The 24,762-nt window shown below is 69.6% G+C and carries 23 protein-coding genes; 8 read left to right on the top strand and 15 right to left on the bottom strand.

Annotated elements, in window-relative coordinates:
- Entirely contained in the window at nt 1-1,293 is a 1,293-nt protein-coding gene (locus tag BEP68_RS11240) for a sugar ABC transporter substrate-binding protein (RefSeq protein ID WP_053098891.1), read from the bottom strand.
- Between the two features lie 222 nt (nt 1,294-1,515).
- On the opposite strand from BEP68_RS11240, the gene BEP68_RS11235 reads away from it, so the two are divergent.
- The 3 genes from BEP68_RS11235 (at nt 1,516) to BEP68_RS11225 (ending at nt 3,559) form a co-directional block, all read left to right on the top strand.
- Entirely contained in the window at nt 1,516-2,376 is an 861-nt protein-coding gene (locus BEP68_RS11235) for a spermidine synthase (RefSeq protein ID WP_053098890.1), read from the top strand.
- Between the two features lie 100 nt (nt 2,377-2,476).
- Nucleotides 2,477-3,004: a hypothetical protein gene (locus BEP68_RS11230; protein ID WP_056277172.1), complete on the top strand. Its 528-nt coding sequence runs from the start codon at nt 2,477-2,479 to the stop codon at nt 3,002-3,004.
- A 66-nt stretch (nt 3,005-3,070) separates the two neighbouring features.
- Nucleotides 3,071-3,559 carry a SprT-like domain-containing protein gene (locus BEP68_RS11225; RefSeq protein ID WP_053098888.1) on the top strand — a complete coding sequence of 163 codons (489 nt, stop codon included), beginning with the start codon at nt 3,071-3,073 and terminating at the stop codon, nt 3,557-3,559.
- Nucleotides 3,560-3,610: 51 nt separating this feature from the next.
- Here BEP68_RS11225 and BEP68_RS11220 read toward each other — a convergent pair whose 3' ends face one another.
- The 11 genes from BEP68_RS11220 to BEP68_RS11170 all read right to left on the bottom strand — a co-directional run bounded on the left by BEP68_RS11220 (nt 3,611) and on the right by BEP68_RS11170 (nt 13,496).
- On the bottom strand, nt 3,611-4,129 hold the full coding sequence (locus BEP68_RS11220; protein ID WP_187250012.1) for a DUF3054 domain-containing protein: 519 nt from the start codon (nt 4,127-4,129) through the stop codon (nt 3,611-3,613).
- A 137-nt stretch (nt 4,130-4,266) separates the two neighbouring features.
- The gene (locus BEP68_RS11215; RefSeq protein ID WP_187250011.1) at nt 4,267-4,923 is read right to left on the bottom strand and encodes a 2-phosphosulfolactate phosphatase; all 657 of its coding nucleotides are present in this window, start codon (nt 4,921-4,923) and stop codon (nt 4,267-4,269) included.
- Nucleotides 4,924-5,003: 80 nt separating this feature from the next.
- Nucleotides 5,004-6,476, bottom strand: coding sequence for an ABC transporter permease (locus BEP68_RS11210; RefSeq protein WP_053098886.1), 1,473 nt, complete (start codon nt 6,474-6,476; stop codon nt 5,004-5,006).
- A complete protein-coding gene (locus BEP68_RS11205; protein WP_056277163.1) occupies nt 6,473-7,234 on the bottom strand; it encodes an ABC transporter ATP-binding protein in 762 nt (253 codons plus the stop codon). Before BEP68_RS11205 ends, BEP68_RS11210 begins: the two co-directional genes overlap by 4 nt.
- 94 nt (nt 7,235-7,328) lie before the next feature.
- Nucleotides 7,329-7,964 (bottom strand): response regulator, encoded by a 636-nt coding sequence (locus BEP68_RS11200; protein ID WP_053098884.1) that lies wholly within the window; start codon nt 7,962-7,964, stop codon nt 7,329-7,331.
- Nucleotides 7,961-9,136, bottom strand: coding sequence for a histidine kinase (locus BEP68_RS11195; RefSeq protein ID WP_053098883.1), 1,176 nt, complete (start codon nt 9,134-9,136; stop codon nt 7,961-7,963). The genes BEP68_RS11200 and BEP68_RS11195 overlap by 4 nt, the downstream gene beginning before the upstream one ends.
- Before the next feature lie 63 nt (nt 9,137-9,199).
- A complete protein-coding gene (locus BEP68_RS11190) occupies nt 9,200-9,991 on the bottom strand; it encodes a class I SAM-dependent methyltransferase (protein WP_187250010.1) in 792 nt (263 codons plus the stop codon).
- Between the two features lie 43 nt (nt 9,992-10,034).
- Nucleotides 10,035-11,195 carry an AMP-binding protein gene (locus tag BEP68_RS11185; protein WP_187250009.1) on the bottom strand — a complete coding sequence of 387 codons (1,161 nt, stop codon included), beginning with the start codon at nt 11,193-11,195 and terminating at the stop codon, nt 10,035-10,037.
- 16 nt (nt 11,196-11,211) lie between these two features.
- Nucleotides 11,212-12,123, bottom strand: coding sequence for a 1,4-dihydroxy-2-naphthoyl-CoA synthase (locus BEP68_RS11180; RefSeq protein WP_187250008.1), 912 nt, complete (start codon nt 12,121-12,123; stop codon nt 11,212-11,214).
- Between the two features lie 79 nt (nt 12,124-12,202).
- Nucleotides 12,203-13,162: a permease prefix domain 1-containing protein gene (locus BEP68_RS11175; protein WP_187250007.1), complete on the bottom strand. Its 960-nt coding sequence runs from the start codon at nt 13,160-13,162 to the stop codon at nt 12,203-12,205.
- Between the two features lies 1 nt (nt 13,163).
- The gene (locus BEP68_RS11170) at nt 13,164-13,496 is read right to left on the bottom strand and encodes a PadR family transcriptional regulator (RefSeq protein ID WP_082586537.1); all 333 of its coding nucleotides are present in this window, start codon (nt 13,494-13,496) and stop codon (nt 13,164-13,166) included.
- 78 nt (nt 13,497-13,574) lie between these two features.
- Here BEP68_RS11170 and BEP68_RS11165 point away from each other — a divergent pair, with 78 nt between their 5' ends.
- Together BEP68_RS11165 and BEP68_RS11160 are read left to right on the top strand one after the other, a co-directional pair.
- Entirely contained in the window at nt 13,575-14,594 is a 1,020-nt protein-coding gene (locus BEP68_RS11165; RefSeq protein ID WP_187250006.1) for a GNAT family N-acetyltransferase, read from the top strand.
- A 58-nt stretch (nt 14,595-14,652) separates the two neighbouring features.
- Nucleotides 14,653-15,630, top strand: a complete 978-nt coding sequence (locus BEP68_RS11160) for an o-succinylbenzoate synthase (protein ID WP_187250005.1) — start codon at nt 14,653-14,655, stop codon at nt 15,628-15,630.
- A gap of 19 nt (nt 15,631-15,649) precedes the next feature.
- Here BEP68_RS11160 and BEP68_RS11155 read toward each other — a convergent pair whose 3' ends face one another.
- A complete protein-coding gene (locus BEP68_RS11155) occupies nt 15,650-16,273 on the bottom strand; it encodes a TetR/AcrR family transcriptional regulator (protein WP_053098875.1) in 624 nt (207 codons plus the stop codon).
- A gap of 121 nt (nt 16,274-16,394) precedes the next feature.
- Here BEP68_RS11155 and BEP68_RS11150 point away from each other — a divergent pair, with 121 nt between their 5' ends.
- The 3 genes from BEP68_RS11150 (at nt 16,395) to BEP68_RS11140 (ending at nt 21,904) form a co-directional block, all read left to right on the top strand.
- Nucleotides 16,395-19,196: an MMPL family transporter gene (locus tag BEP68_RS11150; RefSeq protein ID WP_187250004.1), complete on the top strand. Its 2,802-nt coding sequence runs from the start codon at nt 16,395-16,397 to the stop codon at nt 19,194-19,196.
- Nucleotides 19,193-21,157, top strand: a complete 1,965-nt coding sequence (locus BEP68_RS11145; RefSeq protein WP_187250003.1) for a YhgE/Pip domain-containing protein — start codon at nt 19,193-19,195, stop codon at nt 21,155-21,157. Before BEP68_RS11150 ends, BEP68_RS11145 begins: the two co-directional genes overlap by 4 nt.
- 165 nt (nt 21,158-21,322) lie before the next feature.
- Nucleotides 21,323-21,904 (top strand): 2'-5' RNA ligase family protein, encoded by a 582-nt coding sequence (locus BEP68_RS11140; protein ID WP_187250002.1) that lies wholly within the window; start codon nt 21,323-21,325, stop codon nt 21,902-21,904.
- A gap of 15 nt (nt 21,905-21,919) precedes the next feature.
- On the opposite strand, the gene ccsB is transcribed toward BEP68_RS11140, so the two are convergent.
- Complete coding sequence (gene ccsB, locus BEP68_RS11135) at nt 21,920-22,906, bottom strand: c-type cytochrome biogenesis protein CcsB (RefSeq protein ID WP_187250001.1); 987 nt, start codon at nt 22,904-22,906, stop codon at nt 21,920-21,922.
- 4 nt (nt 22,907-22,910) lie between these two features.
- Entirely contained in the window at nt 22,911-24,746 is a 1,836-nt protein-coding gene (locus tag BEP68_RS11130; RefSeq protein ID WP_315985307.1) for a cytochrome c biogenesis protein ResB, read from the bottom strand.
- Between the last annotated feature and the right edge of the window lie 16 nt (nt 24,747-24,762).

The following is a 24,762-nucleotide window of genomic DNA, read 5'->3' as shown; positions in this document are numbered from 1 at the left end:
TTACTGGTTGAGCAGGTCGGTCATCTCAGCAGCGGCGTCCTTCGTCGCCGTGGCGACGTCCTTCTGCCCGCTGAGGATCGCCTGGATCATCGAGTTGGTGGTCTTCTTCGCCTGAACGGCACCGAAGTTCGGGGTGACCGGCACGGATGCGCCGCCCTCGACCATCTGCTGCGCGAACGGAGCGACGAGCGGGTCGGTCGAGGCCAGGGCCTCCTCCATCGCGGACTGCACTCCCGGGAAGTATCCGGTCTCGTCAGCCCACTTCTCGGCGAACTCGCCCGTGGTCATCAGCTTGACGAACTCCCATGCGAGGTCGGCGTTCTCGGTCGTGTTGAAGACCGACAGGTGCGAGCCGCCGAGCACGGACGGAGCGATGCCGCCGTCCTCGCCGGGGATCACGGCGGCGCCGATCTTGCCCTCGAGCTCGGGGTTGGCCTCGATCAGAGCCTTCGGGGTCCAGGAGCCCGAGAGCATCATGGCGACGTTGCCCTGCGTGAACGAGTCACGGAGGTCCGTCTCCTTCCAGGTCGTGGCCCCGGCGGAGGAGAAGCCGTGCTCGGTCGCGAGTCCGGTGTAGAACTCGATGCCGGCCTGCGACTCCTTGCTGTCGAGTTCGCTCGTCCAGGTCTTGCCGTCGAGGGTCGCGACCTCGCCGCCGGCGCCCCAGACCCAGGGGTACACCTGGAACTCCGCGTCACCCGCGACGGGGAACGGCAGCATGTCGGGCTTGGCGGCCTTGATGGCCTCGCCAGCGGTGACGATGTCGTCCCACGTCTTCGGGGCCTCGAGACCGAGCTCCTCGAACACGTCGGTGCGGTAGACGATGGAGCGGACTCCGGCGTACCAGGGCATGCCGTACAGCTCGTCTTCGTAGGTGCCGGCGACCGCGAGGCCCTCGACGAGGTCGTCACGCAGGCCGTCTTCGGCGTCGACGTACTCGTCGAGCGGCTCGAGGGCACCCGCGTCCGCGAACTCCGCGGTCCAGGTGGTTCCGGTCTCGGCGATGTCGGGCGTGGTGCCGCCGGCGATCGACGTGACGAAGCGATCGTGAGCGTCCGCCCACTGGATCTCCTCGATCTTGACCGTGGCGCCGGTCTCGTCTTCGAAGGCGCTCGAGACCTCGTCGTAGAACGCGCTCGCGTCCGGGTTCGTGCCCTTCATGATCCAGACGGTGAGCTCCTGGCCCTCTCCGTCGACGGCTCCGCCGGTGTCGGCTCCGCCGCCGGCACAGGCCGCCAGGCCCAGGGTGGCCACGGCGCCCAGCGCCACGACCGGAAGAATGCGCTTGTGCATCAGGGATCTCCTCTTTGAACGTCCTGGCGGCATCGGGTGCCTACCACGTAGGAAAAAGTATTCATCACTAACTAATTCCCTGCAAGTTATTCTCGGAAACGTCATGCGGCCGTAACATCGAGCCTCCGCGGCAGACTCGCGGCGAGTCAGCAGCCCTCAATCCTCCCATCGCGTGAGCCGACCACACGATGTCGAGGCGGAGTGAGCGCGTAGTCTCGGAGGATGGGCAGGACGCGAGCGAAGGACACCGAGCACCCGCAGGTCCGTCTCGACCACGGAGGCATCGCCCGCATCGTGCCGTCGGAGTTCACCAGCGGATTCGAGCTCATCGTCGACGACACCCCGCAGTCGCACGTCGACCTGGATGACCCCACGCACCTGCACTTCGAGTACATCGTGCGGATGGGCGCCGTGATCGACCAGCTCGCTGCCGGCCCCCTGACCGCGGTGCACCTCGGCGCGGGCGCACTGACGATCCCCCGCTACATCGAGGCGACCCGCCCCGGTTCCCGGCAGCAGGTGATCGAGCTCGAGGCACCGCTGGCCACCCTCGTGCGCGAGCACCTCCCCCTGCCGCGAGGCGCGGCCATCCGGCTCCGCATCGGAGATGCCCGCGAGGGCGTCCGCCGCCTCCCCCCGGCGATCGTCGGCACCTGCGATCTGGTGGTGTCCGACGTCTACTCCGGAGCCCAGACACCTGCTCACCTCACCAGCATCGAGTTCTACCGCGAACTCGCCGAACTGCTCGCGCCCGCCGGCGTGCTGCTCGTGAACGTCGCCGACGGGCCGGGCCTCGCGTTCGCCCGGCGACAGGTCGCGACGATCGCGGAGGTTCTGCCCGAGATCGGCGTCCTCGCCGACACCCAGGTGCTGAAGGGGCGCAGGTTCGGCAACCTCGTGATCGCCGCATCGGCGGCTCCCCTGCCCACCGAATGGCTGCCCAGGATGCTCGCCGCGGGGCCGCATCCCGCCAAGATCGCGCAGGGTGCCGAGGTGACCGCCTTCGTGCAGGGTGCGCGCGTGGTGACCGATGCGGATGCCGTCGCCTCCCCTCGTCCGGACGCCTCGCTGTTCCTCCGCTGAGGCCTCGATCGAGATCGGATGCGGGGCCGTGGGGCGTGCCGCCCCGACGACTTCGCCGACGCGAGGCACACTTGACGGGGGACGCTGCGGAAGGAGAGCAATGAGTTTCATCCAGGGATACGACCCGGAGAGCCTTCGCGAGCTGGTCGACCTCGGTGAATGCGCCGCACGGCTGGAGGAGATCGAGAGCCAGCGGAGCCTTCCGGCACTGCTGGAGCGGGTCTGGCTGCTGAAGGTCCTCGACCGTCTGGACGAAGCGCTCCCCCTCGCCGATGAGGCCGTGCGCCAGTCGCGCATGGCGGGCACACGCAAGGACGTCCTGCGCTCGAGGGTGCTGCACGCCACGATCCTGCAGCACCGCGGCGCCCACGCCGCCGCCGAGCAGGAGCTCGCGACGTGCGCCGCCGAAGCCGAGGGACAGCGCTGGCTGTCGATCGCCGCGTTCGCGCACCACCATCACGGCAGGAACGCCTACGAGGCCGGCGACTACGAGACCGCTCGCGAGAGCTTCAAGCAGTCCCTCTTCCTGCGCCGCGAGGCCGGGGCCGAGGACCGAGAGCTCGAGACGGTGCTGCTCGCCATCGAAGCCGCCGAGCGGCGCCGCACGACGCAGCTCGTCGCGGGCTGACGGCAGCACACGCCCGCCGGTGCCCCGCTGAGGGGCGATGTCGGCGGTATGGCTTAGCCTGATCGCATGGCGGAACTTGACCGGGTGCGCGTCTGGGGCGAGGCACTGATCACGCTGCACCTCGACGACAGCTGGTCATTCGGCTTCGACCACGCGAAGCGTCGGGCGGGGCAGTGCGACTACACGAAGAAGCGCATCACCGTGTCGCGGTATCTGGCTGCGCGGTTCGAGGACGACGAGATCCATCAGGTGCTGCTGCACGAGGTGGCGCATGCCCTCGCGGGTCATGAAGCGGCCCACGGCCCGACCTGGAAGCGCGTGGCCCGAGACCTGGGCTACGTCGGCGGAACCACCCACCATGGCGAGACGGCGGTCGAACTCGCGCCGTGGGTCGGCCAGTGCCCCGCTGGTCACGTGACCTACCGCCATCGGCGTCCGTCACGCGCCACATCGTGCGCGCGGTGCTCCCGCTCGTACGACGCGCGCTACCTGTTCGACTGGACTCGGCGCGAGATCACGGCCGACACAAGGCTCGCGGCGCAGATGTCGCGCTGATCCGCGCACGACGTCGACCCGCCCCGAGCGCCGCGAACCGCCAGAGTGCGGTCAGCGCGCGTGAGGACCTGATTCCGGATCGGCCTCGGGCGAGGGTTCCTCCTGCGCTCGATCCGAGGCTGCCGCGTCGGCGGGTGCGTCCCGGTCGACGGGAGTGTCGTCATCCTCCCGCTCCTCAGGCCGCCCGCGCGCCGCACCGACGTCGCTCGCACGCCCCGCACGCCGACGCAGGAGCGCTGCCAGGGCTCGCCACCCGACGAGGAAGACGCCGAGCACGAGGGTCGTGACGATGATGAACGCGATCTGCGCGGTGTCCCCCGCCACGACGCGCAGCAGCAGCCCGCCGACCACGGTGACGAGCCAGACGACGGCACCCCAGGCCAGCGACCACGGTCGACGCGGCCTCGCCGGCAGAAGCGCCGCCACGACGTGACCCAGCAGGAGGGCGACGATGAACGGCCAGGCGGTGAGCAGGAACCCGCCGGGATCTTCTCCGTGCGAGGCACGGCCGATCACGGCGAAGACGAGCACCAGGACGGCATCGACGATGAAAGCGGGGACGAACCTCATGCCATGACCCTACGTCGCGGAACACGAAACCCGTGCCGGATGCACGGCCTGTTGCCGAGCGCGTGCAGGGACGAGATCCACAGGCGCCTCACCTACGAGCGGGGATGGCCTGCGCGCCGGGGACGACCGCAGACCGCTCAGTCGAAGGCGACGAAGAGCCCGTCACGCAGCACGGGGACGACATCCAGGGCGTCGAGCTCGGCGGCGTCCGACACCGTCGTCGGCGCAGCACCGGATGCCCGCATCCGCTCGGTCGCGGCGACCCCGTCCGCGAGCTCACGCGCCGAACCGCTCGCGCTGACCATGTGGCGCAGCGCTCTCTTCAGCGCGCGGAATCCCTCGGCGGCCACGGCCGCATCGGGCGCCGTGTGGTCGATGCCGAGTTCGGTGAGCGCGGCGACGATCGCGCCGGCTCCCAGGTGGTCTTCGACCGCGAAGCGCACGGTGCCCGCGGCGTCGGCTTCGCCCGCGGCGATCACGCTCACGGAAGTACGTGACTGGTTGCGCTCCTGCAGCGTCGCGATCGCTCGTGCCACTGCCGCCGCGTTGCGGAGACTTCCGATCAGCACGACCGCGTCGCCGGCGCGGGCGGCGACCGCGGCACCGTTGCGGGACCATTCACGCGCGTCGTCGAGCGAGACCGCGGAGCCCGACGCGACAGCGTCTGCCACCGTCGACGAGAAGCGGAGCACGTCGACCACGACGACGACATCGGCGGGCGCGACGCGATCGAGCCCGTCGACGCCCCACTCGAGACGCACCTGATACGTGGACTGGTCGAACGGAGACGGCATCCGTCCAGCCTAGAACGACCGCCCGGGTGCCGATGCCCCGATGACCGATTCGGTCATCGGGGCATCCCCAGGCGTCGTCGTCAGTCGGCGGCCAGTGCGTCGACGGGCGCCACGCGGGTGGCGAGGCGAGTCGGCGTCGCGGCAGCCACCAGGGTCAGCACAGCGGTCGCCGCGACGATGATGACCACGGGCAGCCAGGGCACGTGCGGTGCGACGAGCCCTGCGGCCTCGAAGTCGGGCAGGGTCGGCACGGAACCGAGCAGCGACTGCGCCGCGATCCATCCGTAGGCGATGCCCAGGATCAACCCGGTCAGCGTGGCGGCCACCGTGATGTGCGCCGCCTCGAGCAGCACCATGCGGCGCACCTGCCCATTGGACAGGCCGATGGACCGGAGGAGTCCGAGCTCGCGACGACGCTGCACGACGCCGATCGTCAGAAGGTTGACGAGACCGACCGCGGCGATCACCGCCGACACCGCCACGAGCACCATCATCACCGATGCGAAGGCGTCGAACGGGGTGAAGAACTCCGCAGGCGTCTCGCCCTCGACCTGACCGATCAGCATCTGCTTGACCGATTCGAGCGCGACCGCGAACATCGTGACCAGTGTGACCCCCATCACGACGCCGATCGCCATGCGCGACGAGCGCTCGGGATAGCGGAGGGCGTTCTCGGCCGCGAGTCGTGCCGTGGCACTCGATCCGAACATCCGCCCGACCAGACGCAGCACGGGAGGCATGAACAGCACCGATCCGAGCGCGAGTCCGGTGAAGGAGAGCAGTCCGCCGACGAAGGCGACGACCACCCCGAGCGGGTGCACGAGGCCGACGACGACCCCTGCCGCCAGCAGCACGGTGCCGGAAGCCAGCAGGATCCATGCGCCGATGTGCCGCCCGGGGCGGGACAGCTCTTCGCGAGTGCGCTCGACCGACCCGCCGATCGCCTGCAGCGGCGTGACGGCGAGGACGCGTCTGGAGCCCACCCATGCCGCCGCCCAGGTCGTGAGCGCGACGCCGACGACCGGCAAGGCGATGAACGGCTGGGCGAGAGAGAACCCCTGCGGCACGTTCTCGATCAGCCCGGAACCGATCTGCACGCCGACCGCGGCGATCACGAGGCCGGCGAGAAGCCCGAGTGCCGCGCCGATGACCCCCACCGCGAAGCCCTGCCGGCCGACCACGGCCCGCTGGGACCTCGCGGTCGCGCCGATGAGGCGCATCAGGGCGATCTGACGCGTGCGCCCGGCGATGATCGTCGAGAACGTGTTCGCGGTGACGATCGCGGCGACGTACATCGCGACGCCCGTGAGCAGAACCGAGAGCAGTCCCACGATGAACGCGAGCGTCTCGCTGTCGCCGATGAAGGGGTCGGCCTGCAGCACGGCTCCGAGGTAGGCCGTGGTCTCGACCAGCACCACTCCGAAGGCGGCCGAGAGCGCTGCGACCAGGATGCTGGCGCCCATGCCCCGGTCGCGCAGCCAGGCGAGGCGTGGACCGGTCGCGGACGTCTGCGGTACGACGGCGAGAGTCGGAGACTCGATGACGGCGCTCATGCCGCGACCTCGGCGGCGAGCATGTAGGCCGAGATCTCCTCGGCGCTCTGGCGCGGGTGGTCGGCGACGATCCGGCCGTCTCCGAGGAACAGCACCCGGTCGGCATGGCTCGCCGCGATCGCGTCGTGGGTGACCATGGCGATGGACTGTCCGTGCTCGCGGCTCGCGGTGGCCAGCAGCTGCAGCACCTCGCGCCCCGTGCGGGAATCGAGATTGCCCGTGGGCTCGTCGGCGAACACGAGATCGGGCGCCGTGGCGAGCGCACGGGCGATGGCGACGCGCTGCTGCTGGCCCCCCGAGAGCTGATGCGGTCGGTGCTGCAGACGGGATCCGAGCCCGAGCGTCTGGATCAGTCCATCGATGCGCGCCTTCTCGATCGCGCTGGGTCGCCGCCCGTCGAGTTCGAACGGCAGCATGATGTTGCCGAGGGCGGTGAGCGTCGGCACGAGGTTGAACGCCTGGAAGATGAAGCCGACCCGGCGGCGGCGCAGGATCGTGAGATCGAGGTCTCCGAGCTCCGTGATCTCGGTGTCGCCGATCCAGCTCCTCCCCTGCGTCGGGGTGTCGAGGCCGGCCATGATGTGCATGAGCGTGGACTTGCCCGAACCGGACGGTCCCATGATGGCGGTGAACTGTCCGCGGCGGATGCCGACGCTGACGTCGTCCAGCGCGTGGACGGTGCCCTCGCCGGCGCCGTAGGTCTTCTTGAGGTGCTGGACGCGGGCTGCGAGCCCGAGGTCGGTGGTCGTGATCTCCATGCCTTCGACGCTACGGACGCCGGCTGCTCCGCCGCGTCGGCCTGACGGCGCATCCGCCTACATCGCAAGGATGATCCCGCGGACAGGAATCGGGTCAGGCGAGTCCGTGCTCGAACGCGAAGACCACCAGCTGCACCCGGTCGCGGAGGGTGAGCTTCGTCAGGATGCGGCTGATGTGGGTCTTGACGGTCGCCTCGCTGAGATATTCGCGAGCGGCGATCTCGGAGTTCGAGAGCCCCCGGGCGGCGAGCGCGAAGATCTCGCGCTCACGCTCGGTCAGCGCGGAGAACTGCACCGGCACCGGCTTCGGCTCCTCGGCGAAGTGCTCGAACAGCTCGCGGGTCGCCGACGCGGCGATGACGCTCGAGCCCGCGTGGACGGTGCGGATCGCGGCGAGGAGGAACTCGGGGTCGGCGTCCTTCAGGAGGAATCCGCTCGCCCCCTGACGTATCGCGCGAGCGGCGGCCTCGTCGAGGTCGAAGGTCGTCAGCATGACGATGCGCGGCGGGTCGGGCTGAGCGAGGATCTCGGCGGTCGCAGCGAGCCCGTCCATGACCGGCATCCTGATGTCCATCAGCACCACGTCCGGTCGAGTCGCGTGCACGAGAGCGACGGCTTCGCGGCCATCGCCCGCTTCTCCGACGACGTCGAGGTCGGGCTGCGAGGCGAGCAGCATGCGGACTCCGGCGCGGAACAGCGCCTGATCATCGACGAGGACGACCCTGATCATGCGACTTCTCCGATCGGGAGCGAGGCGCGGACGACGAACTGCGCTCCCTGGCGCTCCGCCTGAAGGCTACCGCCGACGAGCTGCGCCCGTTCACGCATGCCGATCACCCCGTGACCGCCGCCGATCTGCGGCTGCTCCCGTCCCACAGTGTTGCGCACCTGGATGTCGACACGGTCGGGAAGCCACGCGAGGTGCACGTCGACCGCGCCGTCGCCGTGACGGATGGCGTTCGTGAGCGCCTCCTGGAGGATCCGGTACACCGCGAGCTGGATGGCTCCCGGCGGCTCCCCCGGCGGCATCGGATCGACGGTGATCCGGGGCTCGACTCCCGCCTGACGCACCTGCGCGAACAGAGACTCGAGGTCTGCGAGCGTCGGCTGGGGACCGTCCCCCTGTCGGTGGCGCAGCTGCGTGAGCAGCAGACGCACGTCGCTCAGGGCGCTGCGAGCGGTCTGGGCGATGGTCCCGAGGGCCTCGGTGGCCATCTCGGGCTTCGCGGCGGCCGCATACCTGGCGCCGTCGGCCTGCGCGATCACCACGGCCAGCGAGTGCGCGACGATGTCGTGCATGTCGCGGGCGATCCGCACACGCTCCTGCTCCTCCGCCGCGAGCGACTCCGCCTTCAGCTGCGCCGAACGGGTGCTCCGCGCGCGCAGCACCACCCGCCACAGCAGACCGCAGACCCACGCGAATCCGAGCGCGAGCACCGAGACGACCAGGAGCAGCGTGCCGGTCGTCAGCTGATCCCACCCGCTGGCGCCGGAGGTGACGCCCGTGACGACGACCAGGTAGACCGCCGAGACCAGAGCACCGAGCAGCGCCGAGCCGAAGCCCCACCACAGCACCGCGCGGGACCCCCAGGCGGCGGTCGCGTAGAGCACCAGGAGGATCGCCACATCGATCGGCAGCGGACCGAATCCGGACAGCATCTGCACGATCGCGCCCGCCCAGGCCGCGGCGAGCGCGAGTCCGGGGGCGAGCCTGCCGATCGCGACTCCGCCGAACATCAGGATGCCCGCGGTGACGATCGCCGCGACCGCCGCACCGCTGATCCCCTCGCCGACCGCCCCCGGGCCGTAGAAGACGACGGAGAAAGGCGTGAGGATGACGAAGAGCAGCGCCGCCCCGACGATGTCGAGCACGAGCGCCGTACGGGAGAGCGGGCGGATCACTCCCCCACGCTACGCGGCACGGCATCCGCCTCGCATCCGCCTGCAGATGTATCCGCGGTCCGGTCAGGCGCGGGCGATGATCTCGCCGTGCGGCACGAGGTACCACCCGTCGCCGTCGTCGGCCCAGCGCTTCCACGCGTCGCTGATCACCTGCAGGTCGCTCGACGTCGCCATCTCGCTGTCGACCAGCTGCCGCGCGAGCGCCGATTCGAGGATGCGGTCGGCCCACATGCCGCCCCACCAGGCGCGATCCTCGGGATTCGCGTAGGTCCAGTTGGAGGTCGTCGCGGTGACGTCATCGAATCCGGCCGCGCGGGCCCAGGCGAGAAGGCGGCGCCCCGCATCGGGCTCGCCGCCGTTGGCCCTCGCCGCTCGCCGGTAGAGGTCGAGCCAGTGGTCGAGTTCAGGGAGCATGGGGAACCAGATGAAGCCTGCGTAGTCGGCGTCACGTGCCGCCACGACACCGCCGGGCGCTGCGACCCGGCGCATCTCACGCAGCGCCTGCACCGGATCGCCGACGTGCTGCAGCACCTGGTGCGCGTGGACGACGTCGAAGGTGTCGTCGGCGAAGCTCAGCGCGTGCACGTCTTCGACCGCGAAGTCGAGGTTCGTGAGCCCTCTGCTCGACGCGAGATCGCGCGAGAGTGAGAGCGCGTTCTCATCGATCTCGGTCGCCGTCACGTGGGCGACGACGCCCGCGAAGTCGACCGTGATGCTGCCGGGCCCCGCTCCGACGTCGAGAAGCCTGGTGTTCGCGGTGAGGTGGGGGCGCAGGTACTCCGCCGAGTTCGCGATGGTGCGGCTGCTGTGAGAGCGGAGGACGGTCTCGTGATGTCCGTGCGTGTAGGTGGCCATGCCTCACTCTGGCAGGAGAGTTCCCACTCCGGCGAATCGACCGTCAGTGCAGTTCGACGACGGCGCGTCTGATCGACTCGCGGTCGGGTTTGCCTGAGGCCAGCACGGCGAGTTCGTCGACCATGATCAGCCGCGCCGGCCTCGCGTGCCTGCCCAGCTCTTCGGCGACGAGGTCTCGTGCGTGCGCGAGCTGCTCCGACTCGCTTCGTCGCAGAGCTTCGCCTCTGGGTGCGACGATGACCGAGGCCTCACCCCATCGCTCGTCCGGTACGCCGACGACCACCGCGCCGGTGAGTCCCGGGACACTGCGAACCAGCCGTTCGACGCGGTCGAGGGAGATGTTGATTCCGCCCGAGACGATCACATTGTCGGCGCGGCCGTGCACCCGCACCACGCCGTCGTCGAAGAGCCCGAGATCGCCGGTGTGGTACCAGCGGATGCCGTGTTCGTCGCGCGAGAAGTTCTTCGCCGTCAGCTCCCCGTCGCCGAGATAGCCGTCTGCGAGCATCGGACCGGCGATGCGCAGCTCTCCGTCCACGGTGCGCACAGCGACCGTGTCGAGGGGGACACCGTCGTAGACGCACCCGCCGCTGGTCTCGGTGGAACCGTAGGTGCGGACGAGCCGGATGCCGAGATCGGCGGCCCTGTCGCGGAGGGGCTCGGGCAGCGCCTGTCCTCCCACGAGGATCGCCTGGTAGGCCTGAAGCGCGGCCGACACCGGTCGGTCGTCGGCCGCGTCGAGCAGAGTCGACAGCTGCGCAGGCACGAGAGAGGTGTACAGCTCGGGGATCGCGGCGGAACCGCAGGCAGACGGGCGGAGCATCGACAGCGTCGCCTCGGCGAAGGACTCGGGCGAGAACCGACGGCCCAGCGCGACGGGGTGCGTGCCGGCGATCAGAGACCTCACGACCACCTGGAGCCCTGCGACGTATCCGGCCGGCAGCGCGAGCAGCCAGCGCCCGCCGCCGACTCTCGCCGCCGTGGCCTCGGCGCTCGCCCGCAGCGCCTCGCCGCTCAACGCGACCCGTTTGGGGACTCCGCTGGAGCCGGAGGTGGCGATCACGACGGCCGTGCCGTCCGGCACCCATTTCGGGGCGTCTCCGAGCATCCCGAATCCGAGCGCCGGCCCGCCGTCGAGCGCGCGCGCCAGAGCGGCCCGCAGTTCGGCCGGATCCTCGGCATCCGTCGGCGTCAGCGCGACCATGTGCGTCTCGATCCGCTCAGTAGTGCCAGGGGAACGAGGTCCAGTCGGCGTCCCGCTTCTCGAGGAACGAGTCGCGGCCCTCGACCGCTTCATCGGTGCCGTAGGCGAGACGCGTGGCCTCGCCCGCGAACACCTGCTGCCCCACGAGCCCGTCGTCCACCGCGTTGAAGGCGAACTTCAGCATGCGGATCGCCGTGGGCGACTTGGTGAGCACGGTGCGCGCCATCTTCAGCGCCTCGCGCTCGAGCTCGGCATGGGGCACGACCCGGTTGACCGCCCCGGCCTCGTACGCCCGCTGCGCCGAGTACTCCTCGGCGAGGAAGAACACCTCGCGCGCGAACTTCTGCCCGGTCTGCCTCGCCATGTACGCCGATCCGTACCCCGCGTCGAAGCTGCCGACATCGGCGTCGGTCTGCTTGAACCGCGCCTCCTCGGCGGAGGCGATCGTGAGGTCGCACACCACGTGCAGCGAGTGCCCTCCGCCGGCCGCCCAGCCCGGCACGACGGCGATGACGACCTTCGGCATGAAGCGGATGAGGCGCTGGACCTCGAGGATGTGCAGGCGACCGGCGCGAGCCGGATCGTGCACGGTCGTCTCGTCATCGGAGTACTTGTATCCGTCGCGGCCGCGGATGCGCTGGTCGCCGCCCGAGCAGAACGCCCACCCGCCGTCCTTCGGACTCGGTCCGTTGCCGGTGAGGAGGACCGCGCCGATGCGGGGGTTCTGCCGTGCGTCGTCGAGTGCCCGGTAGAGCTCGTCGACCGTGTGCGGGCGGAAGGCGTTGCGCACCTCGGGGCGGTTGAACGCGATGCGCGCGACTCCGCCGTCCGTGCTCACGTGGGCGGTGATGTCGGTGTAGTCCTCGGCACCGGGCGCGAGCACCCATTCGTCCGGGTCGAACAGGTCTGAGACGAATGCGCTGGTCACAGCATCCAGCCTATTCCCGCCCGGGTTGCGCGCGGAGACGGCGTCGCCCGGAAGAGGCGACGCCGTCTGCGTGCGGTGATCAGCCGCGGCGAGCGCGAGCGGTCTTGATCCAGCCGTCGACGATGTCCCAGATCGGGAACGCGATGAGGGCGAACCCGGTGATCACGGTCAGGATGCGCATCGTCTCATCGGTCACGCCGTTGTCGGTGAAGACGAAGCGGAGGAACTCGGGGTTGAGCAGCTCGCCCTGCACCAGCAGCGTCAGCGACCAGACGGCGAACACCGCCGCGAGCACGGTGTTGACCACAGCGGCGGCGATCGTCCAGCGGCGGCGAGCGTAGACCACCACCGTCAGCAGCGCCTCGGCGACGAAGAGCCCGAGGAAGAACGTGATCCCCCAGGGCCACAGACCCGGGTTCAGGATCGCGATCGGATCTCCTTCCGTCGGGAAGAAGCCGATGAATGCGTCCCAGAAGACCGCGCCCACCCCCAGCACGAGGAACACGAGCGACGCGATCGCGTCCGCCCTGCCGGCTCCGTTCTGGGTCGGCTCGGGCAGCTGGTCGACGTCCCACTTCACCCCGGTGTCCGCTCCGGTGCGCTCGAGGATGAAGAAGACCAGGGTCACCCAGAAGCAGACGTGCACGATGACCGAGATGCCGACCGTGACGGCGGCGCCGATCATCGTTCCGATGGGTGCGCGCTCGATCGCCTGCGCGATCGCGACACCGCCCATCGCGCACACCGGCACGATGATGAGCAGCAGCTTGAGCAGCCGCCACCACGCGAGGTAGTACCGGGGTCCGATCAGGTGCAGCGGCCGGTCGGCGTAGCCGGCGGCGAGGACGCCGGGGTCGCCCAGCTCTGTGAGGACCGCCCGTTCCGCCTCGGCCGGGTCGTCCCCCTGTTCGAGTCTCGCGTCGATCGCGTCGGCGATGGATCCTTCGAGCTCGGCGCGGACGTCGTCCTGCACCTCGGGCGTGAGGCTGCGGATCGTGGCGCTGATGTATCGCTCGGTGAGCGTGGCTGTCGAGGGCATGTCAGTTCTCCTCAGCTGTGAGGGTCGCGATCGCCGTCGTGAGCGATCGCCATTCTTCGGTCAGGGTGTCGGCGAGCCGGATGCCGGCTTCCGATGTGCGGTAGAACTTGCGGGGCCGCGCCTCGTCGGTGTTCCACTCGCTCGTCAGGTACTCCTGCTTCTCGAGACGCCGAAGCAGCGGGTACAGCGTGTTCGCATCGGTGGCGAAGCCGCGGCGCTCGAGGTCTTCGAGCAGCCCGTAGCCGTACCCCGCCGTGCGCAGCAGCTGCAGGCACGCCAGCACCACGGTGCCGCGGCGCAGTTCCTGCAGATGCGTGTCGAGGGTCTCGTTCATGTCCATCACACTACTGTGCGTCACACACCATTGTCAATCACACATTTATGTGAGGGACAAGGCGCGTACGGTGGTCGCATGGCGATCGAGATCCTCCGCATCGACGCGACCGATGACCGGTCCGTCGATGCGTGGTGGGATGCGTACGCCACCGCCGAACGCGCGGATCGCGGCGCGGATGCCGTCGTGTGGTCGCTCGAGGAGTCGCGCAGCGAGCTGCAGCAGGAGTCGGCCGTCGTCGATCGACGCGCCTATCTGCTGCGCCACGCCGACCGGATCGTCGGCTCCGCGAGCCTCGCGCTCCCCCTGAAGGACAACACCCACGTCGCCCATCTCGCGATCAGCGTGCCGCCCGAGCACCGACGGCGCGGCATCGGCTCCGAGGCCCTCGCGTTCCTCGAGGCAGAGGTCACGGCGTCCGGTCGGACGATCGCGCAGGGGGCGACGTCGTGGCGCCACGCACTCGGTTCGGAAGGTGCCGGATCGCCGGGGCGTGAGTTCGCACGCGCCCGCGGCTACAGCCTGGCGCTCGGCGACGTGCAGAGCAGGCTCGACCTCCCGGTCGACCCCGCACTGCTCGACCGGATCGAGAGCGACATCGCATCGGCCATCGCTCCGTACGAGATCCGCAGCTGGGTCGGCCGCATCCCCGATGAGGTCGTGGAACGCTGGACGATCCTCGACGCCGCCCTCGAGACCGAAGCCCCGACCGGCGAACTCGCCATCGAACCCCAGAGACCCGATGTCGACAGCATCCGCGAGAGCGAGGAACTGCTCGACCGCCAGAGGCGCGTGTCGTTCGGGGCCATCGCCCTTGCGACCGACGGCGAGGCCGCGGCGTATTCGCAGCTCGTCGTGTCGACCGACGACGGCAACGCCTATCAGTGGGGGACGCTCGTGCGCACCGCGGACCGGGGGCACCGGCTCGGCATCGCGGTCAAGGCAGCCAACCTGCGGATGCTGCAGAGGGAGGCGCCGCAGACCCGCGCCGTCTACACCCACAACGCCGAGTCGAACGCGCACATGCTCGCCGTCAACACCGCGCTCGGGTTCCGCCCCAGCGAGCGGATGGGCGAACTGCAGAAGCGCCTGCGCTGAGGCGGACCCGTCGGCACGGCGGATCCCCGACGAGGCGCCGACAGAGCAGAATGAGCACATGCTCCCACCGCTCGCAGATCTGCTCGGCTCGGCCAGGGTCGTCTCGCTTCCGATGCACACCCGCTTCCGCGGGGTCGACAAGAGAGAGGCGCTGCTCGTCGAAGGGCCGGAGGGATGGGCGGAATTCTCTCCGTTCGTCGAGTACGACGATCTCGAGTCGGCCACCTGGCTCGCAGCGGCGATCGACTTCGCCTGGAAGACGCAGCCCGAGCCTCTCCGCGAGCGCATCGGCGTGAACGCCACCATCCCGGCTGTCGAGGCGGCGCAGGTCGCCGAAGTGCTGGCCCGCTTCGCCGGCTGCCGCACCGCCAAGGTCAAGGTCGCGGAACCCGGGCAGACGCTCGCAGACGACATCGCCCGTGTGCGAGCCGTGCGCGAGGCCATGGGGCCGGAGGGTCGCATCCGCGTCGATGCCAACGGCCTGTGGAACGTCGACGAGGCCGAGCACGCCGTGCATGCGCTCAACGAGTTCGATCTCGAGTACGTCGAGCAGCCGTGCGCGACAGTGCCGGAGCTCGCCGAACTGCGCACCCGGGTGAAGTACATGGGCATTCCGGTGGCCGCCGACGAGAGCATCCGCAAGTCCTCCGACCCGCTCGCGGTCGCGCGCGAGAAGGCCGCCGACCTGCTCGTCATCAAGGCGCAGCCGCTCGGGGGCATCACGCATGCGCTGCAGATCATCACCGCCGCGGGCCTGCCCGTCGTGGTCTCCAGCGCGCTCGACACCGCGATCGGACTCTCCCAGGGCGCGGCGCTCGCCGCCGCCCTGCCGACTCTCGACTACGACTGCGGGCTCGGCACGGCATCCCTGTTCCTCGACGACGTCGCCGACCTGCGCCCGGTGGACGGTTCGATCCCGGCAGCTCGGGTCACCCCGGATCCCGACGCGTTGGCGCGGCTCGCCGCCTCGGACGACCGACGGGACTGGTGGCTCGATCGCCTCGCGCGGTGCTACGCCGTGCTCGACGCGCGCTGACCGCCGTTCGTCTGCGAGGTCACTCCGCGAGCAGCAGCTGCACGAGGCGCCCGAGCTCCTCGCCGCTGGAATGCCGCAGCTGGTCGGAGTCCTGACCGGCCATCGCTCCGCGAACGGTCATGCCCTCCCAGATGATCATGAGCATGCGCGCGGCCTCTTCGGCAGGAACCTTCAGCTCGAGCGAGCTCACCGAGACGATGTCCGTGATGATCACGGCGATGCTCGACACCATCTCGCGCTCCTGCACGAGGTAGGCAGCGCCGAACTGATGGTCACGCAGAGCACGGATCCGGATCTCGCTCATCAGCATGACGCCCAGGCGGTCATCGCCGCCCGCGTCCATGATCCGCTGGACGAGCTCGACCGGGTCGCATCCCTCTGACAGACCGCCCTCGGCGGCGATCTCGTCGACGCGGTCACGCACCGCATTGACGCGCTGCTCGCCGACGCTGCCGGCGAGCACGAGGAAGAGCTCGTCCTTCGACTCGAAATTCGAATAGAACGCGCCGCGGGTGAACCCGGCGCGATCGCAGACCGCTTCGACGGAGGCGCCGTCGAGGCCGACCTCGGCGAAGACCTGCGCGGCCGCATCGAGAAGCCGGGCTCGCGTGTTCTCCCGGCTGCGGGTGGCGGGTGTCGTCATCGAATCCTCCTGCCTCTCATTCTCACACCCCGCACACAGACTCCGGGGCTCGGACCACCTTACGATACAGGTATGTATTGGATACACCTGTGTATCCAGCCCGTATTCCCTGAGGAGCCTCGTGTCCACACTCCTGTCCTCGCTCGGTCGCTGGTCCTACCGGCACCCGTGGCGCGTTCTCGTCTCCTGGCTGCTCGCCCTCGGCATCGCGGGGGCCGGCGCCCTCGTCCTCGGGGCTGGCACGGACAACTCCTTCTCGATCCCGGGCACCGAGTCCCAGGCCGGCCTCGAGCAGCTCAACCGCTCGTTCCCCGCGGTCAGCGGCACCAGCGCGCAGATCATCGTGGTCGCCGCCGACGGCGACTCGATCACGGATGACGCATATAAGACCGACATCGAGGATGCCGTCGACCAGCTCGCCGACCTCGACGACTCGGTGCTCTCGGCGACCTCCCCGTTCGACGAGATGGTCAGCGGCATGATCAACGACGACGAGACGGCCGGTATCATCCGCCTGCAGTTCGACGGCCAGGCCAGCGATGTATCGGAGGAGACGCAGGATGACCTGCGAGCCGTCGTGGCCGAACTCGCCGATGAGCTGCCGGACGGATCACAGACCTCCCTCGGCGGAGAGCTCTTCGCCACCTCCATCCCCGGTGTCACGCTCACCGAGGCCGTGGGTCTGCTGATCGCGCTGCTGGTGCTGATCGTCACGTTCCGCTCGTTCGTCGTCGCAGGGCTCCCGCTGCTCACGGCCGTGCTCGGTGTGGGCATCTCGATGGCCGGCATCTTCGCCGCCACCGCCTTCGCCACGGTCTCGTCGACCACTCCCCTCCTCGCCCTGATGCTCGGGCTCGCCGTCGGAATCGACTACGCACTGTTCATCATGGCCAGGCACCAGGATCAGGTCCGCGAGGGAGTCGACCCCGAGGAGTCGACAGCGCGGGCTGTGGGCACGGCAGGCTCGGCGGTGGTGTTCGCGGGCGTGACCGTGCTGATCGCCCTGATCGGACTCGGGTTCGCGGGCATCCCGTTCCTGACGACGATGGGCATCGCGGCCTCCGCCGCCGTCGCGGTCGCCGTCGCCATCGCCGTGACGCTCACCCCCGCTCTGCTCGGCTTCATGAAGGGCCGCGTCGCCGGTCGACCGCGCCGGGCTCCGAAGGCGAAGAAGGGCAAGGCAGCCCCCGCGCAGCGCCGTCGCTTCAGCGAGCGCTGGGTGACCGGCGTCACCCGGCGTCCGATCCTCGTGTCCCTGGCCGTCGTGCTCGGGCTCGGCATCGTCGCCGTGCCCGCCCTCAGCCTGAATCTCGCGCTGCCCAACGCGGGCGTGCTGCCGCAGGACTCCGAAGCGCGGCAGAGCTACGACCTGGTCGGCGAGCAGTTCGGTCCCGGGTTCAACGGACCGCTGATCCTGACGGGCACGATCGTCACGTCGACCGATCCGCTGACCCTGATGGAGGATCTCGGCGACGAGGTCGCCCAGATCGACGGGGTCAAGGAGGTCGCCCTCGCCACCCCGAACGAGACCGCCGACACCGGCATCGTGCAGATCATCCCCGAGACCGCACCCGATGACCCCGCGACGGCCGATCTCGTGCGAGAGCTGCGCTCGCACCACGACGAGTGGCTCGACGAGTTCGGCATCGACCTGAAGGTGACCGGGTTCACCGCGGTGGGCATCGACATCTCCGACCAGCTGGGCAACGCCCTTCTCCCGTTCGGCATCTTCGTCATCGGCCTGTCTCTGATCCTGCTCACGATCGTGTTCCGCTCTCTCTGGGTGCCGGTCACGGCAGCCGCCGGCTATCTGCTCTCGATCGTCGCCGCGTTCGGCATCGTGGGAGCCGTGTTCGAGTGGGGCTGGTTCGCCGACGCCCTCCATGTCGCGAAGGTCGGTCCAATCATCAGCTTCATGCCGATCATCCTGATGGGTGTGCTGTTCGGGCTCGCGATGGATTATCAGGTGTTCCTGGTGTCTCGGATGCGCGAGGACTTCGTGCACGATCCCGACGGCAGGAGCCCCGATCGCGCGACTCGCCGAGCCGCGGCACTGCGTGCCGTGCGCAGCGGCTTCACGGGATCGGCGAAGGTCGTCACCGCTGCCGGCCTCATCATGTTCGCCGTCTTCGTGGCGTTCGTCCCCGAAGGCGACTCGTCGCTCAAGCCGATCGCGCTGGGCCTTGCGGCCGGCATCGCGATCGACGCGTTCCTGGTGAGGATGACGCTGATCCCTGCACTCATGGCCATCCTCGGGGAGCGCGCGTGGGAGATCCCGGCTTGGCTGGAGCGGATCCTCCCGAGCGTCGACATCGAAGGAGCGGCGGTCGAACGCGAGCGTCACCTGGCGGGCTGGCCGGGCGACGACTCGATCGTCGCCGCCGACGACCTCACGATGACGGATGCCGGCATCGACGGCCTCCACCTGCGCCTCGCACCCGGGGCCTCCGCCGTGCTCACCGGATCGTCAGCCGGCGCATTGCGCGCGCTCGCTCTGACGATCGCCGGGCGGGCGACTGCGGACGATGGCCGCCTCCGGGTCGCAGGCCATCTTCTGCCCGGTCGATCCGCGTGGGTGCGGGCGCATGTCGGAGCGGTCATGGCCGCCGATGCCGCGAGCCTGTCGGCCGACCTCGCCGAGGCACTGCGCGGACGGCCGGCTCTCGTGGTGATCGACGGAGCCGACCGGCTCTCCCGCCCCGAACGCGATCAGCTCGCGGCGCGACTGCGCGACTCCCGCAGCACGACGGCGATGCTGCTCACCGCGCTCGATCCCCAGGCGGCCCTGGAGATCCTGGCCGATGCCGGCCGCTCATCGGCTGACACGATCGACATCGACGCGCCAGCCGCACAGTCGCAATCCGAGTCCCCGGTGCCCCGCATCGTCGACGGCACCACCGAATCGACCGAGGTGAACGCATGACCCTCCCCATCGAACGCGCCCGTTCGCGCAAGCCCATCACGTGGCTGACGATCCTCGGCGTCCTGCTGCTTCCCGCGGCAGTGGGCGGCATCCTGGTCGCTGCCCTGCAGAATCCCACCGAGCGTCTCGAGTCGATGACCGCGGCGATCGTCAACCTCGACGAGCCCGTCGAGATCGACGGGCAGCTCACTCCGCTCGGTCGACAGCTCGCCTCGGGGCTCGTCGAAGGATCGGACGAGCTCGATTCCAACCTCACCTGGGTGATCTCGAACGAGGACGACGCCGCCGACGGTCTCGCCGACGGCTCGTACCAGGCCGTCATCACGATCCCCGAGGAGTTCTCGGCCGCAGCGACCTCGGCGGGGCAGGCGATCTCGGACGGCGGCGGCGACGCGGAGCAGGCCACGATCCAGGTCACCACCCCGGAGGACGGGCTCGTCGCCGATGACCTGATCACGAGTCAGATCGCGAACGTGGCGGCCTCGAGCATGGGCACACTGCTGTCGGAGGCGACGACGGAGAACATCCTCGTCGGCTTCACCACGATCGGAGACCAGATCGGCGAGGCCGCGGACGGCGCCGCCGAACTCGCCACCGGCGCGCGGGATGCGGCCACGGGAGCCGCGGCGATCCCCGACGGCGCGACTCAGCTCGCCTCGGGTGCCACGGAGCTCGGAAACGGCGCATCCTCCTTGGCATCCGGGCTCGACACACTCGCGTCGAAGACCCGCGAGGCCGCGAACGGCGCGAGCCAGATCGGCACCGGGCTGACCGCAGGCGCGACGGAGCTGCAGAATCAGGCCGGTCAGCTGCCCGCTCTCGTGGGAGCTGTCGAGACCGGGACAGCGGCCGCGACGGATGCCGCCACCCAGACCGCCGGGCTTGCTCAGCGCCTCGGCGCGATGGCCGCGAGCTGTGACCCCATGACCTCCGGTGATCTGTGCGCCGAGCTCGCCGCCGAGGCCGCGAACGCTGCGGATGCCGCGACGTCGGCCGGAACCGCATCGGGGTATCTCACGACCGTCTCTCCCCAGATCGCGACTCTCCCGGGCGCCTTCACCACGCTCGCCGCCCAGCTCGGCGAGGCGGGTGCGGGGGCGACGGGTCTCGCGGACGGTCTGAACCAGTTGGCGTCGCAGGGTCTCGACGAATCGGCGAGCGGTGCACGAGCACTGGCGACGGGCGCATCCCAGCTGTCGGACGGAGCGACCGAGCTCGCGACCGGTGCCGACGAGCTCGCGACCGGCCTCGACACCCTCGCCACGGGAACCGGCGATCTCGCGGGCGGCCTGCGCACCGCATCCGATTCGCTCCCCTCGTTCAGCGACTCCGAGTCGACCTCGCTCGCGTCGGTGATCGCCGATCCGGTGGCGTCCAAGGGCGCCGACGGCGCCACGATCTTCGGCCCGACCGCGATTCCGCTGCTCGCCGCCGTGGTGCTGTGGTTCGGGTCTCTCGCCTCGTTCCTGGTCATGCGGGCCTACACCGCGCGCACCCTGACCTCCCGACGCTCGTCGGCCGGACTCGCCCTGCGCGCCTTCGCCCCGGCTGCCGCCATCGGTGCAGCCCAGGGTCTGCTGGTGTCGCTCATCGTGCAGATCGTCGCCGGATACGACGCCGCGGCCTGGTGGGCATTCGCCGGTATCGCCGTGCTGGCCGGGATCGTCTTCGCCGCCGTCAACCAGGCACTCGTCGCGGTCTTCGGCGGCGTCGGCCGCTGGGTCAGCGCGCTCGTCGGCGTGCTCGCGATCGCGACCGGTCTGATCTCGACCGTGCCGGGATGGCTGGCGGATCTCGGCGCATCGCTGCCGACCTCCCCCGCGTTCGCCGGGCTGATCACCGCGAACGGAGGCGCAGCCGCAGCCCTCATCGTCTGGGGCGTGCTGTCGCTCGTCGCGACCACCGTCGCGGTGGCACTGCGGCGCACCACCTCCGTGAAGGCGGCCCTCGCGACGGCGTGAACCACCTCGCCGAGCACCGCTTCGGACCACGACGCAGGACGCGCCGCGCATCGATCACGATGCGCGGCGCGTCCTGTATCCGCTCCGAATCCGTGCCCGCTCGCGATCGAACGGTATTCGGACGTGTGCCCGCGCACGTACGATCAGAGGATGCGTCGCCCCTTCATGACCTCTCCCGCCCAGCTCGAGTCACTCGAGGGACAGCAGTATCTCGTGCTGCGACCCACGCGGGCCGTGTCGGACGTGTACCGGGCCGAGCAGAGGTCGGCGCTCGGCCGGATGGAAGCTCCGCACCCGCACACCGAGCACGTCACCCTGCGCGCGTTCCATGAGCCCGAGCGCCGCGAAGAGCTGCTCGCGCTGATCCGCGAGTGGGCGGTGGCGCAGCGTCCGATCGAGGTCGTCGCCGAGGCCGTCGACGTGTTCCCCGCACCCTGGCAGGTCGTCATCCTGCGGCTGCGGCGCACCGCATCCATCGTGTCGGCGTACTCCACACTCAGCGAAGCGCTCGAGGGAACGGACTTCCGACGTCTCGACGAGCGCAGCACGGACGACTGGACGTTCCACCTGTCGGTGATCTATGCGAAGACGCTCGCGCCCGCGGCGTGGACGGAGCTGTCGCACAAGTCGCGGCGCTCGCTCAGTTCGCGCCCCGCCGAGACCATCAGCGAAGTCGAGCTCGTCTGGTACGAAGACGGAGCCGAGCACTCCGAGGTCATCCCCTTCGGACTGCGCTCGTTCAGATGAGCCGCGCTCGGGCGCTCAGCTGAGGCCCGAGTATGCGTGCAGACCCTTGAAGAAGACGTTGACGATCGTGAAGTTGAAGAGCACGGCCGAGAAGCCGACGATCGCCAGCCACGCCGAGGGGTTGCCGCGCCAGCCGCGCGTCGCGCGAGCGTGGATGTACCCGGCGTAGAGAACCCAGATGACGAAGGTCCAGGTCTCCTTGACGTCGAAGCCCCAGAAGCGGCTCCAGGCGTAGTAGGCCCAGATGGAGCCGGCGATCAGCGTGAACGTCCAGAGGATGAAGCCGATGATCGCGAAGCGGTAGGCCATGCTCTCGAGCCGCTCGGACCCGGGGAACGTGCGCAGGAATCCGGGGCCGGTCTTCTCCGCGCCCTCGGAGATGAGGCGCTCGCGACGCGACTGCATCAGCTGGATCACCGAGAGGGCGAAGGCCAGAGCGAAGAACGCGGTGCCGAGCGAGGCCACGAAGACGTGGATCACCAGCCACACGCTCTTCAGCGGGTCCATCAGGGGCGAGACGTCGACGTAGAAGTTCGTGGCGGAGAGACCCAGCAGCACGACGACCAGACCGGTGATGAACGTGCCGAGGAAGCGCAGATCGATGCGCGTCAGCACCACCAGGAACACGGCGACGATCAGCAGCGTTCCCATCATCGCGAATTCGTAGAGGTTGGCCCACGGCACTCGCCCGGCCGCGAGACCACGGGTGAGCGTGGCGGCGAGATGGAAGATGAACGCGAGCACGGTCAGCGAGGTCCCGATGCGGGCCATCACGAAGCGCTGCGGAGCGACATCGGATCCGGATGCCGCGGCAGCCGTCGCCGCCTTGCCGCCGCGCGAACGGGTTCCGGCTCCGACGAGTTCGAACTCCTGCACGGTCGCCGCGTCCGCGGACAGCTGCGACCGACGGGCGAGGTCGAAGGCGTAGGCCACGAAGGCCGCCGCATAGATCGCGATCGCCGTCCACAGCAGGATCGGCGAGATCACTTCGAGATCGAACATGGTGTCAGTCTACTTTCGGGGTGTCGGATGCGGGGCGCGCGGAGTCGCGGTCGGCGGGCGTCTCGGGTGCCGACGCCGCCTGGTCGGAGCCATCGGCGTCAGAGCCGTCAGCCTCAGCGTCTTTCGCCTCTGAGGCGTCGGTGTCGGTGTCGGGCTCGTTGACCTCGACCGCCGTCGTGACCCCGGCCGCGTCCATCAGACGCGCATGACCTGCCACGAGGTCGTCGACGGCCGTCGCGAGCGTCGGGTCCTCGCCACGAGCGAGACCGGCGTACTCGAGAGAGACGGTGCCGTCCTGTGCCGTCACCTTGACCCACACCCGGCGTCGCGGGATGAACAGGGCGAGCATCAGACCGCCGAGCGCGAGAAGCGCGAAGCCGAGCACCCAGGGGCCAGACGCGTCGCGGTGGATCTGCAACGAGGCGAAGCGCTTGACCGATTGCGACGCGTCTGTCGCACCCGCCGGGGACTCGTCCTCGAAGGTCACGGTTCCCAAGCCGTTCGGCAGGTCGGCGGTCTGTCCGGGTGCCAGCTCGATCGATTCGAGGTCCGTCGTGCGCCCGGTGACCTTGGTCATACCGGTGGTGTCGAGCACGTAGACCGACCGCGGGATGCCCTCGTTGATGCCCAGGTCGCCGGTGTAGACGTCGAGCGTGAGGGTCGGGTTGGTGAGGTCGCCGAATCCCGAGAAGAACGCGCCGGTGTCGAGCACCCCCGTCGTCGGGTAGAAGAAGCCGACGAGGCCGACCTGCTCGCTGAGGCCGTCGGGGATCTTGATGACGCCCAGCGAGGTCATGTTGTTGTCCTGCGGCAGGAACGGCGTGCTGTTCGTGAACACCACGTCCCCATCGGGGTTGCGCACGGTGATCGTCGGCGCGTAGCCGTTGCCGAGCAGGAAGACGTTGTCGTCGGCGACGCCGAGGGGCTCGTTGACCTTGACCGATCCGGTGCGCTCCTCGCCGTTCTCCTGCACGGTGACGTTGGCCGAGAAGTCGCCTGCCTGGCCCGAGCCCGGCTCGCCGAACGGCTGGTACGTGACGTCGAAGCTGTCGAGACGCATCGAGTAGGGCGCGAGTGCTCCGTCGCTCACGAAGCGGCCGCGGTTCATCGAGTCGTAGTCGAGCAGGGTGTTCGCGAACGTCTCGCCCTCGACCAGGACGCGCTGTCCGGTGTACGCGAACCCTCCCCCGACGCCCACCGTGATCAGGACGCCGACGAGAGCGAGGTGGAAGAGCAGGTTGCCCGATTCACGCCAGTAGCCGCGCTCGGCCGAGACCGACGACGATCGTTTGTCGTCGTACCGCTCGACCCGGTAGCCCAGGGCTTTGAGCTGCTTCTGCGCGATGTCGATCGATGCGGCGGCCTCTGCCGGAGCGTCCGTCGAGGCGCGCTCGACCGCGCGGAAGTCGGCGAGGCGCTTCAGACGTGCAGGGGTGCGCGGGGGGCGTGCCTGCAGGGCCTTCGCATGGTGGCGGATGCGCGGGATGACACAGCCGACGAGCGAGGCGAACAGCAGCAGGTAGATCGCCGAGAACCACGGCGAGAGGTAGACGTCGAACATCTTCAGCCCGTCGAGCACGGGGAAGAGATCGGGGTTGTCGCGCTCCCACTGCGTGACGCCGTTGGGGTCGGCCATCCGCTGGGGGAAGATCGAGCCGGGGATCGCCGCGATCGCGAGCACGAGCAGCAGGATCAGCGCGGTGCGCATCGAGGTCAGCTGACGCCATCCCCAGCGCAGCCAGCCCACGAATCCGAGGCGGGGCTGGGTGATCGACTCTTCGCCGTCGACGTGGTCGGACGGCCGGAGCGGATCGCTCGACCTCTCGGTTGTGCTGCTCACGTCATCCTTCCGATGC

Source organism: Microbacterium sp. 4-7, from assembly GCF_014332665.1.
GTDB lineage: Bacteria > Actinomycetota > Actinomycetes > Actinomycetales > Microbacteriaceae > Microbacterium.
The sequence above is the reverse complement of the archived record's forward strand: the minus strand, read 5'-3'. Positions and strand labels throughout refer to the sequence as shown.

Excerpts from the sequence above, each read along its gene's own strand:
- BEP68_RS11230 (WP_056277172.1), top strand. The coding sequence starts at position 2,477 with ATGAGTTTCATCCAGGGATACGACCCGGAGAGCCTTCGCGAGCTGGTC.
- BEP68_RS11235 (WP_053098890.1), top strand. The coding sequence starts at position 1,516 with ATGGGCAGGACGCGAGCGAAGGACACCGAGCACCCGCAGGTCCGTCTC.
- ccsB (WP_187250001.1), bottom strand. The coding sequence starts at position 22,906 with ATGTTCGATCTCGAAGTGATCTCGCCGATCCTGCTGTGGACGGCGATC.
- BEP68_RS11220 (WP_187250012.1), bottom strand. The coding sequence starts at position 4,129 with ATGAGGTTCGTCCCCGCTTTCATCGTCGATGCCGTCCTGGTGCTCGTC.
- BEP68_RS11200 (WP_053098884.1), bottom strand. The coding sequence starts at position 7,964 with ATGATCAGGGTCGTCCTCGTCGATGATCAGGCGCTGTTCCGCGCCGGA.
- BEP68_RS11145 (WP_187250003.1), top strand. The coding sequence starts at position 19,193 with ATGACCCTCCCCATCGAACGCGCCCGTTCGCGCAAGCCCATCACGTGG.
- BEP68_RS11155 (WP_053098875.1), bottom strand. The coding sequence starts at position 16,273 with ATGACGACACCCGCCACCCGCAGCCGGGAGAACACGCGAGCCCGGCTT.
- BEP68_RS11185 (WP_187250009.1), bottom strand. The coding sequence starts at position 11,195 with ATGGTCGCGCTGACGCCGACGGATGCCGAGGATCCGGCCGAACTGCGG.
- BEP68_RS11205 (WP_056277163.1), bottom strand. The coding sequence starts at position 7,234 with ATGGAGATCACGACCACCGACCTCGGGCTCGCAGCCCGCGTCCAGCAC.
- BEP68_RS11240 (WP_053098891.1), bottom strand. The coding sequence starts at position 1,293 with ATGCACAAGCGCATTCTTCCGGTCGTGGCGCTGGGCGCCGTGGCCACC.
- BEP68_RS11175 (WP_187250007.1), bottom strand. The coding sequence starts at position 13,162 with ATGCCCTCGACAGCCACGCTCACCGAGCGATACATCAGCGCCACGATC.
- BEP68_RS11170 (WP_082586537.1), bottom strand. The coding sequence starts at position 13,496 with ATGAACGAGACCCTCGACACGCATCTGCAGGAACTGCGCCGCGGCACC.
- BEP68_RS11160 (WP_187250005.1), top strand. The coding sequence starts at position 14,653 with ATGCTCCCACCGCTCGCAGATCTGCTCGGCTCGGCCAGGGTCGTCTCG.
- BEP68_RS11215 (WP_187250011.1), bottom strand. The coding sequence starts at position 4,923 with ATGCCGTCTCCGTTCGACCAGTCCACGTATCAGGTGCGTCTCGAGTGG.
- BEP68_RS11225 (WP_053098888.1), top strand. The coding sequence starts at position 3,071 with ATGGCGGAACTTGACCGGGTGCGCGTCTGGGGCGAGGCACTGATCACG.
- BEP68_RS11140 (WP_187250002.1), top strand. The coding sequence starts at position 21,323 with ATGACCTCTCCCGCCCAGCTCGAGTCACTCGAGGGACAGCAGTATCTC.
- BEP68_RS11165 (WP_187250006.1), top strand. The coding sequence starts at position 13,575 with ATGGCGATCGAGATCCTCCGCATCGACGCGACCGATGACCGGTCCGTC.
- BEP68_RS11190 (WP_187250010.1), bottom strand. The coding sequence starts at position 9,991 with ATGGCCACCTACACGCACGGACATCACGAGACCGTCCTCCGCTCTCAC.
- BEP68_RS11210 (WP_053098886.1), bottom strand. The coding sequence starts at position 6,476 with ATGAGCGCCGTCATCGAGTCTCCGACTCTCGCCGTCGTACCGCAGACG.